Below are 12,461 nucleotides of genomic sequence, written 5' to 3' on the forward strand. Positions count from 1 at the left end.
ATTGTAAATGCTGTGCAGGGTTGCGGCCCTGCACAACAAAGCTTTATTCTTCTAATCTAATATCTAATCCCAGACCTTTCAATTCGTGCATTAACACGTTAAAAGATTCAGGTAGTCCAGGTTCTGGCATTGGCTCACCTTTTACAATGGCTTCATAAGTCTTGGCTCTTCCTATTACATCATCAGACTTCACAGTAAGGATCTCACGTAAGGTTGCAGAAGCACCATATGCCTCAAGCGCCCAAACTTCCATCTCTCCAAAACGTTGTCCACCAAATTGAGCTTTACCTCCAAGCGGCTGCTGTGTGATCAATGAGTATGGCCCGATTGAACGTGCGTGCATCTTATCATCGATCATATGCCCTAACTTAAGCATATAAATCACCCCAACAGTCGCAGGCTGATCAAAACGATCTCCGGTTCCACCATCATAAAGGTAGGTGTGACCAAATCTCGGGATTCCAGCTTCATCTGTCAATTCATTGATCTGGTCTATAGTTGCACCATCAAAAATTGGAGTAGCAAATTTTCTACCCAGTTTTTGTCCGGCCCATCCAAGCACAGTCTCATAGATCTGCCCAATGTTCATCCGTGATGGTACCCCAAGTGGGTTCAACACGATATCAACAGGCGTTCCATCTTCAAGGAATGGCATATCTTCCTGGCGAACGATACGTGCAACAATACCTTTGTTCCCGTGACGTCCTGCCATTTTATCCCCTACTTTAAGCTTACGTTTCTTAGCGATGTAAACTTTAGCAAGTTTGATGATACCAGAAGGAAGTTCATCCCCTACAGAAATAGTGAATTTCTCTCTTCTTAAGTTACCCTGAATATCATTTTCCTTAATACGGTAGTTGTGAAGAAGATCGGCCACCAAAGCGTTCAGGTGATCATCTGTAGTCCACGTACCTTGTGTAAGGTGAGCATAATCATCAACTGCGTTAAGCATTTTTTGAGTATACTTCTTACCTTTTGGAAGGATCTCCTCACCAAGGTCGTTCATCACTCCCTGGGCAGTTTTTCCACCAATAATCGCGAATAATTTATCTACCAGTTCAGACTTTAAAATGGCAAATTTCGCTTCATATTTTTTCTCAAGTGCCGCAACATCTTCTTTATCCTGAGCTCTCTTACGCTTATCCTTAATGGCACGGGCAAACAATTTCTTGTCTATTACCACACCTCTTAATGATGGCGAAGCTTTAAGAGAAGCATCTTTTACATCTCCGGCTTTATCACCAAAGATCGCTCTAAGAAGTTTTTCTTCCGGAGTTGGATCGCTCTCTCCTTTTGGAGTGATCTTTCCAATAAGAATATCTCCAGGCTTAACTTCTGCACCAATTCTAATCATACCATGCTCATCAAGGTCTTTTGTAGCCTCTTCTGAAACGTTTGGAATATCATTGGTTAATTCTTCGTTACCAAGTTTAGTATCTCTAACTTCAAGAGAATATTCATCAATGTGAATCGAAGTAAAAATGTCATTTCTCACAACATTTTCTGAGATCACAATTGCATCCTCAAAGTTGTAACCTTTCCATGGCATGAAGGCAACCTTCATGTTACGTCCAAGAGCAAGTTCCCCGGCCTCGGTAGCATAACCCTGGCAAAGCACCTGTCCTTTAGCAACCCTGTCACCTACTCTTACGATTGGCTTCAGGTTGATAGAAGTTCCCTGGTTCGTCTTTCTGAATTTTACCAGCTCATAAGTCTTGGAATCTGAATCAAAGCTTACCATTCGCTCCTCTTCAGTTCTATCATACTTAATAGTGATCTGGTTTGCATCAACATACTCTACAGTTCCATCTCCTTCAGCATTGATCAATACACGGGAATCTGTAGCTACCTGTCTTTCCAGTCCTGTACCTACGATTGGAGAATCAACTCTCAATAATGGTACTGCCTGGCGCATCATGTTAGATCCCATCAAGGCACGGTTAGCATCATCGTGTTCAAGAAATGGGATAAGAGAAGCAGAAATAGAAGCGATCTGGTTTGGAGCAACATCCATATAGTGAACCTGGGTAGGATCAACAACAGGGAAATCACCTTCTTCACGCGCAATTACTCTTTCAGCCTCAATAGTACCATCATCACTCATTGCAATGTTCGCCTGGGCGATCATCTTGTCTTCTTCCTCTTCGGCACTTAAATATCTTGGCTCCTCGGTAACATTAACTTTACCGTTAACTACCTCGCGGTAAGGAGTCTCAAGGAATCCCATTGAATTCACCTTAGCATAAGCCGAAAGTGACGAGATAAGTCCAATGTTTGGACCTTCAGGAGTTTCAATAGGACAAAGTCTTCCATAGTGTGTATAGTGAACGTCACGTACCTCAAAACCTGCACGCTCACGGGAAAGACCACCTGGCCCTAAAGCCGAAAGTCTTCTTTTGTGAGTGATCTCTGCCAGTGGATTTGTTTGATCCATGAACTGAGACAACTGGTTGGTTCCAAAGAAAGAGTTGATCACAGAAGACAGAGTCTTCGCATTGATCAAATCTATTGGGGTAAAAACCTCGTTATCACGTACGTTCATTCGCTCACGAATAGTACGTGCCATACGGGCAAGACCTACACCAAATTGTTGAGACAGCTGCTCTCCTACTGTTCTTACACGACGGTTAGACAAGTGGTCAATATCATCAACCTCTGCCTTTGAGTTAATAAGTTCAATAAGGTATTTTACAATAGTAATGATATCTTCACGGGTAAGCACCTGCTTATCCATAGCGATATCAAGACCAAGCTTTTTGTTCATTCTGTAACGCCCTACTTCCCCAAGGTTGTAACGCTGGTCACTAAAGAACAATTTGTCAATAATTCCGCGGGCAGTCTCCTCATCGGGTGGTTCTGCGTTACGAAGTTGACGGTATATATGTTCAACCGCTTCCTTTTCGGAGTTGGTTGGATCTTTTTGTAATGTGTTATGGATGATAGCGTAATCCCCGGTCTGGTTATCTTCTTTGTGAAGAAGGATGGTTTTAGATCCGGTTTCTACGATCTCTTCTATATGATCTTTTTCAAGAACAGTATCACGATCTAATACAATTTCGTTACGTTCAATTGAAACTACCTCCCCTGTATCTTCATCTACAAAATCTTCATACCAGGTATTCAATACACGTGCAGCGAGTCTGCGTCCAAGGACTTTCTTAAGTCCGGTTTTGGAAACTTTAACCTCTTCTGCAAGGTCAAAGATCTCCAGAATGTCTTTATCACGCTCAAAACCAATGGCGCGGAAAAGGGTTGTTACAGGTAATTTTTTCTTTCTATCGATATACGCGTACATAACGCTGTTGATATCGGTAGCGAATTCAATCCAGGATCCTTTAAAAGGAATTACACGGGCCGAATAAAGTTTAGTCCCGTTTGCATGGAAGCTTTGTCCAAAGAATACTCCGGGAGACCGGTGCAACTGAGAAACGACTACGCGCTCAGCTCCATTGATACAAAAGGTCCCGCTTGGGGTCATGTAAGGAATAGTCCCAAGGTACACATCCTGAACAATAGTTTCAAAATCTTCATGTTCCGGGTCTGTACAATAAAGCTTTAACCGTGCTTTAAGCGGCACACTATAGGTCAATCCACGCTCGATACATTCCTGAAGGGAGTATCGCGGTGGGTCCACAAAATAGTCTAAAAATTCTAGTACGAATTGGTTACGGGTGTCCGTAATGGGAAAGTTCTCCATGAAGGTATTATATAAACCTTCATTTCCTCTTTCTTCTGATTTCGTTTCTAATTGAAAGAAGTCCTGGAATGACTTAATTTGGATATCCAAAAAGTCTGGGTAAGCAGGCCTGTTCTTTACAGAAGAGAAACTCAATCTTTCAGTTTGCGTTGCTAACATCAATGGACGGAATTATGTTAAATAAAAAAATGTGTGCGAAATAAACAGGAAATGTTTATATACGCAAAATGGTTTAGACCTCAGAGAACCTAATCTCCGGGTCTAAACCTATATTAGTGTGTGGGATTAGCTTACTTAAGCTCAACCTCGGCTCCTGCTTCTTCTAACTGTGCTTTAAGTGCTTCAGCTTCATCTTTAGAAACTCCTTCTTTTACAGGTTTTGGAGCGTTATCTACCAATTCTTTAGCATCTTTCAAGCCAAGACCGGTAAGTTCTTTTACTAATTTCACTACGGCTAGTTTTGATCCACCCGGAGCTTTAAGGATTACGTCAAATTCAGACTGCTCTTCTGCGGCTTCTTCACCACCACCGGCAGCACCACCAGCAACAGCTACAGCTGCAGCAGCAGGCTCAATCCCGTATTCTTCTTTCAAAATATCAGCTAACTCATTAACTTCTTTTACTGTTAAGTTAACCAATTGTTCTGCGAAATCTTTTAAATCTGCCATTTTCTATCGTTTTTAAAATGTAATGTAATTTATGTTTGTTAAAAAGTGCGTACGTGTTTATCCTTCTTTTTCAGAAAGAGTCTTAAGAATTCCTGCGATCTTACCACCACCAGATTTAAGTGCCGAAATAACATTTTTGGCAGGTGATTGAAGTAATCCAACAATATCTCCAATAACTTCTTCTTTAGATTTGATGCTAACCAGGGTATCTAGTTTATCATCTCCAATGAAGATAGCCTCTTCAATAAACGCGCCTTTTAGTAAAGGTTTGTCAGATTTTTTTCTAAATTCTTTAATTACTTTGGCCGGTCCATTTCCTGTTTCAGAAAACATGATGGAAGTATTTCCTTTCAATACTGAAGGAAGTTCTCCAAAATCTTTATCTGAACTTTCCATGGCTTTAGCCAAAAGGGTGTTCTTAACTACCGCAAGCTTTACGTTCGCTTTAAAACAAGCTCTACGTAAGTTTGATGTATTTAAGGCGTTCAAGCCTGAAATATCTGCTAGGTAAATAGTGGTATTATCAGCTAACTGGGCAGTTAAATCTTCAATTACTCTTGATTTTTCTTCTCTTGTCATAATCCAATAATATTATTGCTCAGTGAACCTTTTAGTATCAATTTCAACACTAGGACTCATAGTGCTAGACATGTGTATACTTTTAATGTATATACCTTTAGCAGCCGTAGGTTTCAATTTTACCAGGGTAGTTAATAATTCTCTTGCGTTTCCAGCTATTTTATCAGCCTCAAAAGATGCTTTTCCAATACCAGCGTGTACAATACCTGTCTTATCTACTTTGAAATCGATCTTACCGGCTTTAACATCAGAAACAGCCTTAGCCACGTCCATAGTTACAGTCCCGGTCTTTGGGTTAGGCATTAAACCTCTTGGTCCTAAAATACGTCCAAGGGGTCCTAATTTACCCATAACGCTAGGCATAGTGATAATTACATCCACATCTGTCCAGCCACCTTTGATCTTATCAAGGTACTCATCTAAACCAACGTAATCTGCACCGGCTTCTTTTGCTTCTGCTTCCTTATCTGGAGTTACAAGAGCTAAAACCTTTACGTCTTTACCTGTACCGTGTGGTAAAGTAACTACGCCACGCACCATTTGATTCGCCTTACGGGGATCTACGTTCAAACGAACGGCGATATCCACAGAAGGATCAAAGTTTACATTGGTAATGTCTTTTATTAAAGCTGAAGCTTCTGCAACCGAATAAGTTTTACCTTTTTCAACCTTAGACTGTGCTTCCTTTTGCTTTTTAGTCAATCTTGCCATTTTTAATTTCTTTTTGGATTAAAAAGGTGCTTGTCCTTTTACAGTAATTCCCATAGATCTTGCTGTTCCAGCTACCATCTTCATTGCAGACTCAACTGTGAATGCATTTAGATCCTGCATTTTATCTTCAGCAATGGCTCTTACCTGATCCCAAGAAACACTAGCTATTTTCTTACGGTTTGGCTCACCAGAACCCTTTTTAGCTTTCGCAGCTTCCAAAATTTGAACTGCAGCCGGTGGAGTTTTAATAACGAAGTCAAAAGACTTGTCTTTATAAACTGTAATTGCAACAGGCAATACTTTTCCCTGTTTATCCTGGGTTCTGCCGTTAAATTGCTTACAGAACTCCATGATGTTAACTCCGGCAGCACCTAAAGCTGGTCCAACTGGTGGTGATGGGTTAGCAGCACCTCCGCGAACTTGTAACTTTACAACCTTACTTACTTCTTTTGCCATTTTATTAATTTTAAGATGATAGTTTTGTTAGTGGAAGCATACTAAAACTATCCAAAAATATATAGTGTAACAGTTTATTAGACTTTTTCTACCTGCATGTAGCTTAATTCCAGTGGTGTCTTTCTACCAAATATCTTCACCATCACTTCAAGCTTACGCTTCTCTTCATTGATCTTTTCAACCGTACCGTTAAAGCCGTTGAAAGGACCGTCAATCACTTTAATAGTTTCACCAATGGTGAATGGAATTGCAACATTATCTGCCTTAACAGAAAGTTCATCCACTTTTCCCAGCATACGGTTAACTTCAGATTTTCTCAAAGGCACAGGATCCCCTCCTTTTGTCTCGCCCAAGAACCCAATAACACCGTTGATAGATTTAATAATGTGAGGGATCTCTCCGCCTATATTGGCCAAGATCATAACATATCCAGGGAAGTAAACACGCTCCTTATTTACCTTTTTGCCATTTCTTATTTGAATGACTTTTTCAGTAGGAACAAGGACTTCTTCAATAAAATCTTCAAGGCCTTCATGAGCGATCTCACGCTCAATATATTCCTTAACTTTATTCTCCTGTCCGCTTACGGCACGAACTACATACCATTTTTTGTCTTTCACCTCTGCCATTGCAATATTATTTATGATTTAATCCACTCAAAATATTGCTCTATCACGCCACTAAAGACAGTATCTACACCCCAGATCAATAATGCGAAAATTATAGAAAAGACAGCCACAACTACTGTTAACCTTTGAGCTTCTGCCCAGGTTGGCCAGGTAACGTGGTTCTTCAATTCATTATAGGACTCCGAAATGTAATTTGCTATTCCTGCCATGGTATAAATTTTTTTCGCTTAATTTGAGATTAAGCGCCGGCTCCCGTTTTACTACCCCTTTCTTCGGAAAGAATTCGGTGGCCATGTAGTTGATCAATATTGTTATTAAAAAGAGGTTTTAATCACCCCTCTTTTTATGCACGGGTTGAGAGACTCGAACTCCCGACACCTGGTTTTGGAGACCAGTGCTCTACCAACTGAGCTAAACCCGTAAATATAAGTCAAGGTATTCACCAGAGTGAATACCTCAACTTTATAATATAAGACTGTATTAGTCCAGAATTTCAGTTACCTGACCAGCACCTACAGTTCTACCACCTTCACGGATAGCGAAACGTAGACCAACGTTCATTGCGATTGGCTGGATAAGATCAACAGTAATAGTAAGGTTATCACCTGGCATTACCATTTCAACTCCTTCAGGAAGGTTAATTGTTCCTGTAACATCAGTTGTACGAACGTAGAACTGTGGACGGTAGTTGTTGTGGAATGGAGTGTGACGTCCACCTTCTTCTTTCTTAAGGATATAAACCTCAGCTTTAAATTTTGCGTGTGGAGTTACAGATCCTGGCTTGGTAATTACCATACCACGAGAGATCTGGCTCTTTTCAATACCTCTTAGAAGGATACCAACGTTATCACCGGCTTCACCTCTATCAAGGATCTTACGGAACATCTCAACTCCTGTAATAGTAGAAGTAAGTTTTCCAGCACCCATACCAATGATCTCTACTGGATCTCCAGTGTTAGCAACACCAGTTTCGATACGTCCTGTAGCAACAGTACCACGACCAGTAATAGAGAACACATCTTCGATAGGCATAAGGAATGGCTTATCAACATCACGCTCTGGCAATTCGATCCAAGTATCAACAGCTTCCATTAACTTAAGAACTGTATCAACCCACTGCTGCTCTCCCTGAAGTGCTCCAAGAGCAGATCCAGAAATTACAGGTCCATTATCTCCATCATATTCGTAGAAAGAAAGAAGATCTCTTACTTCCATTTCAACTAGTTCAAGAAGCTCCTCATCATCAACAAGGTCAACTTTGTTAAGGAACACAACGATTCTTGGGATACCAACCTGGCGTCCTAGAAGGATGTGCTCACGAGTTTGTGGCATAGGACCATCTGTAGCCGCAACCACAAGAATAGCACCGTCCATTTGAGCAGCACCAGTTACCATGTTCTTTACGTAATCGGCGTGACCAGGACAGTCAACGTGAGCGTAGTGACGCTTCTCAGTTGAATATTCAACGTGTGAAGAGTTAATAGTAATACCTCTTTCTTTTTCTTCCGGTGCGTTATCAATCTGATCAAAAGATCTAGCTTCTGAATAACCGGCATCAGCCATTACCTTAGTAATCGCTGCTGTTAAAGTTGTTTTTCCGTGATCTACGTGTCCAATTGTACCTATGTTTAGGTGCGGCTTGGACCGATCGTAAGTTTCCTTTGCCATAATTAATACTTATTTAATCTTAGTTATATATTAGTGTTCAATTTTATACAAATCTCAGAGCCAACGACGGGAATTGAACCCGTGACCTCTTCCTTACCAAGGAAACGCTCTACCCCTGAGCTACGTCGGCAAAAAAAGTCCCCTCCGACAAAGCTATTTCTTGGGGAGACAACTATAGGTTTTCGAGACTCAAGGTGCAACTTTTGCTAACAGGAAAACACGCCTTGTAGCGTGATAATCTCAATTACAAAAGAAGACCAGATTCCTCCTTACTTCCACAGATTTAAACTCAACATTTAAACCAGCAAAAGACTTTATGCAGGTAATCTTTTTCAATTTGCTTTAACAGCCAATTTAAGATCCACCACAAAAAGATTTAGAGAAGAAAACCAGTTTTGGGATTCTCACTCTGCTTTCCTTTTCAATAAAACTCAGAATTATCCGAACTTTACAATTAAAAGAAAAACTTAGAGCGGGAGACCGGGTTCGAACCGGCGACATTCAGCTTGGAAGGCTGACGCTCTACCAACTGAGCTACTCCCGCAATTCTTAAATTCCAGCCTCAAGCACCAAATCCCAGTTTGGTATATGGAATTTGTTATTGGAATTTAATTTTTGTGGGGAGAGCAGGATTCGAACCTGCGAAGTTAAAAACAGCAGATTTACAGTCTGCCCTCGTTGGCCGCTTGAGTATCTCCCCAATTAATTTTTTCAGTATTTCAGAGAACCATCGTTTTGGAATGGCTTATTTTTTGAAGCCGCAAATTAAAAGAAAATTAATTTACCAACCAAAGCTTTTTAATTCAAAATTTCAAGAACTTTAAAAACCGTTCTTTATTCGGTTTTTCAGAGCCGATGGAGGGACTCCCCTCGACTGCGCTCGGGATAAACTTCTCGTCCCCCTGCAGCTTTTCAAAACCATGTTTTTCCAAGCTACACCCGTGCGTTTTCACTACAAAATTTCAGAGCCGATGGAGGGACTCGAACCCACGACCTGCTGATTACAAATCAGCTGCTCTAGCCAGCTGAGCTACATCGGCGAAACTCTTAACTTTTTCACAAAAAAAGTCCGCTATTTCTAACGGACTGCAAATGTATAAATTTAATTCTGTTCTCAAAACATTTGAGAAAAATATTTTACGCTACCTGCGCATTAAATTTTGGCTTTCGTTTTTGAAGTTGTCTCTCTAATGAACTAACACATTCATCCACACCTACTTCAAACTTCCTACCCCTCTTCTTACAAATTATCTCATCTCCCGGAAGGCTCAATAAAATTTCAGTAAGCTTGTTCTCCTTATCACTGGCTTTTTCAACTTTGAGATATACATCGGCGTAAATCACATTGTCAAAATGATTTTCCAGCTTGTCCAGCTTTCTCTGAATAAAATTGACTAGTTTTTGATCGGCGTGGAAATTCACGGACTGTACATTGACTTTCATAAAATAGAAGTTTTAGTTAGACAATTCTAAGATCCCTTCTTCTTGTTCCGTGGATGCGCATTCTGGTAGACCTTATTAAGCTCGGCCATACTGTTATGGGTATAAACCTGAGTGGCAGCGAGACTGGAATGTCCCAGAAGTTCTTTAACAGCATTTAAATGAGCACCCTGGTTCAATAAGTGAGTAGCAAAGGAGTGTCGCAGGATGTGCGGGCTCTTCTTTAACTTACTCGAGATACCTCTAAAGTAATTATTAATTGTTCGGTAAACAAGGGAATCATACATTTTAACGCCTGCTGCTGTTAAAAATAAATACCCTTCAGAAATGCCATTTTCAACACCTTTTCTTTCCTCAAGATAATTCTGTACTGTTGCTACAACCGAAGCTATAAGCGGAATAAATCTTTCTTTGTTACCCTTACCCCTCACTTTCAAAATTCCCGTTGTTAGATCAAGGTCCTGCAACTTTATTCCAATTAGCTCACTGCGTCTTATCCCCGTGGAATAGAACAGTTCTACCATCAATTTATTTCTTACCTCCTCAAAACCTTCAGCCGGGATCTGCTGCAGAGCATTCTCCACCTCAGTTTCAGAAAAAGGCACTTGCAGGTTTCGGGAAGTTTTTAAAGCACGGTGGGTGGCTAAAGGAGATACCTCCATCTGCTTCGTTTTTTGAAGAAAACGATAATAGGCCTTTAGAGAAGAAACTTTTCGGTTAATACTATTGTTGGATAGCCCCTGCTCCACCAATTGCACGATCCAGCTGCGCACCTGGGAATAGTTAACCTCTCTAATATCATCCTGGCCGTATGTAGCAGAAATAAAATCGTAAAACGACAGGAGGTCGGCCCGGTAGGCGGTTATCGTGTGAGCCGAATTATTCTTTTCAAGCTCCAGGTATTCAAAAAAGTGGGCATATTGATTTTGAGGCATAAAAAAACTGTTGACAAACAAAGTTATTAAACTTTATCTATCAACAGTTATAATTGTATACCTAAGAACTCAGGCTTAGGAATTGATACTAGATCTCTTCCTGATCTCTTAGATGCTGAATGTAAGCAGCTTTTTGGATTTGAGCCCTACGTTCTACTGACGGTTTTGTAAATGCTTGACGAGCTCTTAACTGACGCATTGTTCCTGTACGATCAAACTTACGCTTAAAACGCTTCAGCGCTCTATCAATATTCTCTCCGTCTTTAACTGGTATTATTAACATAGTGTCACCTCCTTTCTTTAGAAATTATTTTCGAGCTGCAAAGATAATCGTTAATTGCAAACTCACAATTTTAATTCATTTTATTTTCTGAAATTCTGTTACGGGTTGGCCGTTGCGGGTTGTGAACCTCATTTATTTTTGACTTCTCAAAATTTAATTAACCCACAACCTTAAACCTGAAACCTTAAACTACTTGGCTGCCGGCTTGTACTCCTTACCGTCGATAATCATTTTTGCAATGATCTCACGAAGGATTTCCGAAGTACCGCCTCCAATAGGTCCCAGGCGGCTGTCACGTGATAATCTCGCAAGGGGATAATCCTCCATATACCCATAACCTCCCAGGAACTGCAGGCATTTGTAGATCACCTCATCGGCAATTTTTGTAGAAAGCAATTTCGACATACTGGCTTCTTTTACCACGTAAACCCCACGGTGCATTCTTTCGGCAATGGAATAATTAAATTCTTTTGCCATTTCCACTTCACTAGCCATCTCGGCATAGGTATGACGCAAAGCCTGGAATTTATCTATAGTTTGACCAAAAGCCTCTCTTTCTTTCATGTACTGCAGGGTGTAATCAAGCGCAAATTCTGCACGGGCATGAGCATTGATACCCATGATCAACCTTTCAAAAGCAAAATGCTGCATAATGTATGGAAAGCCTTTACCTTCTTCTCCCATTAAATTTGAGGCGGGAATTTCTACATTATCAAAGGCGATCTCTGCAGTGTCTGATGCTCTCCAGCCCATTTTATCAAGCTTGGTAGCCGAGATACCCGGCGTGTCGCGGTCCATAATAAAAATGCTCATCCCTTTAGACTTTAGCTCGGGATTAGTCTTGGCCGCAACCACCAAATAATCTGAATAGACACCGTTAGTTATAAATGTCTTCGATCCATTGATCACGTATTTATCTCCTTTTTTCACAGCCGTTGTTCTCATGCCGGCAACATCACTCCCTCCCGCAGGTTCGCTGATACAAAGACAACCAATTTTTTCTCCGCTAATACTTGCAGTAAGGTATTTTTCCTTGATTGCTTCATCACCTTCTTTTGCCACGTGTGTCATTGCGAGGTAAGAATGAGCCCACATAGCAGCAGCAAATCCACCACTGTTGATCTTTTGTAACTCCTCGAGGAAAATTACTGTATAGAAAATATCCAGGTCCAGTCCACCATATTTCTCGGAATAATTTAGACCGAAATATCCCATCTCTCCAAATTTCTCCCAAATGAAACGCTCAATGGTTCCTGTTTTTTCCCACTTCTCAATATGGGGCACTACCTCTTTCTGTAAAAATTCCTGAAAGCTCTTGCGGAATAATTCGTGTTCTTCTGTAAAATATCTACTGTTCATAAAATTATTTTCTGAAATGATTAATAACCCGAAATT

The 12,461-nt window shown here is 40.6% G+C and carries 12 protein-coding genes and 5 tRNA genes; all 17 read right to left on the reverse strand.

The annotated features are described in order from the left end of the window. Positions 1-43: 43 nt before the first annotated feature. Positions 44-3,856: a DNA-directed RNA polymerase subunit beta gene (rpoB, locus tag LA313_RS11610; RefSeq protein ID WP_228915122.1), complete on the reverse strand. Its 3,813-nt coding sequence runs from the start codon at positions 3,854-3,856 to the stop codon at positions 44-46. A gap of 131 nt (positions 3,857-3,987) precedes the next feature. After that, a complete protein-coding gene (rplL, locus tag LA313_RS11615; RefSeq protein WP_228915124.1) occupies positions 3,988-4,365 on the reverse strand; it encodes a 50S ribosomal protein L7/L12 in 378 nt (125 codons plus the stop codon). A gap of 57 nt (positions 4,366-4,422) precedes the next feature. After that, positions 4,423-4,944, reverse strand: a complete 522-nt coding sequence (gene rplJ, locus LA313_RS11620) for a 50S ribosomal protein L10 (protein WP_228915126.1) — start codon at positions 4,942-4,944, stop codon at positions 4,423-4,425. A 12-nt stretch (positions 4,945-4,956) separates the two neighbouring features. Next, positions 4,957-5,655: a 50S ribosomal protein L1 gene (rplA, locus tag LA313_RS11625; RefSeq protein ID WP_228915128.1), complete on the reverse strand. Its 699-nt coding sequence runs from the start codon at positions 5,653-5,655 to the stop codon at positions 4,957-4,959. A gap of 18 nt (positions 5,656-5,673) precedes the next feature. Continuing rightward, positions 5,674-6,111: a 50S ribosomal protein L11 gene (gene rplK / locus LA313_RS11630; protein WP_228915130.1), complete on the reverse strand. Its 438-nt coding sequence runs from the start codon at positions 6,109-6,111 to the stop codon at positions 5,674-5,676. A gap of 77 nt (positions 6,112-6,188) precedes the next feature. Then, positions 6,189-6,740 carry a transcription termination/antitermination protein NusG gene (nusG, locus tag LA313_RS11635; protein ID WP_029035716.1) on the reverse strand — a complete coding sequence of 184 codons (552 nt, stop codon included), beginning with the start codon at positions 6,738-6,740 and terminating at the stop codon, positions 6,189-6,191. Between the two features lie 11 nt (positions 6,741-6,751). Then, positions 6,752-6,949 carry a preprotein translocase subunit SecE gene (gene secE, locus LA313_RS11640; RefSeq protein ID WP_168025835.1) on the reverse strand — a complete coding sequence of 66 codons (198 nt, stop codon included), beginning with the start codon at positions 6,947-6,949 and terminating at the stop codon, positions 6,752-6,754. A gap of 139 nt (positions 6,950-7,088) precedes the next feature. Continuing rightward, positions 7,089-7,161 (reverse strand) — tRNA-Trp (locus LA313_RS11645). Positions 7,162-7,220: 59 nt separating this feature from the next. Then, positions 7,221-8,408, reverse strand: a complete 1,188-nt coding sequence (gene tuf / locus LA313_RS11650) for an elongation factor Tu (RefSeq protein WP_228915132.1) — start codon at positions 8,406-8,408, stop codon at positions 7,221-7,223. 58 nt (positions 8,409-8,466) lie between these two features. Next, positions 8,467-8,538: transfer RNA gene (locus LA313_RS11655), tRNA-Thr, on the reverse strand. Between the two features lie 341 nt (positions 8,539-8,879). Further along, positions 8,880-8,952: transfer RNA gene (locus LA313_RS11660), tRNA-Gly, on the reverse strand. A gap of 74 nt (positions 8,953-9,026) precedes the next feature. After that, positions 9,027-9,108: transfer RNA gene (locus LA313_RS11665), tRNA-Tyr, on the reverse strand. A gap of 266 nt (positions 9,109-9,374) precedes the next feature. Further along, a tRNA-Thr gene (locus LA313_RS11670) sits at positions 9,375-9,448 on the reverse strand. A gap of 97 nt (positions 9,449-9,545) precedes the next feature. Then, positions 9,546-9,851 carry a ribosome hibernation-promoting factor, HPF/YfiA family gene (gene hpf, locus LA313_RS11675; protein ID WP_228915134.1) on the reverse strand — a complete coding sequence of 102 codons (306 nt, stop codon included), beginning with the start codon at positions 9,849-9,851 and terminating at the stop codon, positions 9,546-9,548. Between the two features lie 26 nt (positions 9,852-9,877). Next, positions 9,878-10,783 carry a tyrosine-type recombinase/integrase gene (locus tag LA313_RS11680; protein WP_228915136.1) on the reverse strand — a complete coding sequence of 302 codons (906 nt, stop codon included), beginning with the start codon at positions 10,781-10,783 and terminating at the stop codon, positions 9,878-9,880. Between the two features lie 88 nt (positions 10,784-10,871). Further along, a complete protein-coding gene (gene rpsU / locus LA313_RS11685; RefSeq protein ID WP_228915138.1) occupies positions 10,872-11,066 on the reverse strand; it encodes a 30S ribosomal protein S21 in 195 nt (64 codons plus the stop codon). 189 nt (positions 11,067-11,255) lie between these two features. Continuing rightward, positions 11,256-12,425, reverse strand: coding sequence for an acyl-CoA dehydrogenase family protein (locus tag LA313_RS11690; protein WP_228915141.1), 1,170 nt, complete (start codon positions 12,423-12,425; stop codon positions 11,256-11,258). Positions 12,426-12,461 lie beyond the last annotated feature (36 nt).

Source organism: Salinimicrobium sediminilitoris, from assembly GCF_020866905.1.
Taxonomy (GTDB): Bacteria; Bacteroidota; Bacteroidia; order Flavobacteriales; family Flavobacteriaceae; genus Salinimicrobium; species Salinimicrobium sediminilitoris.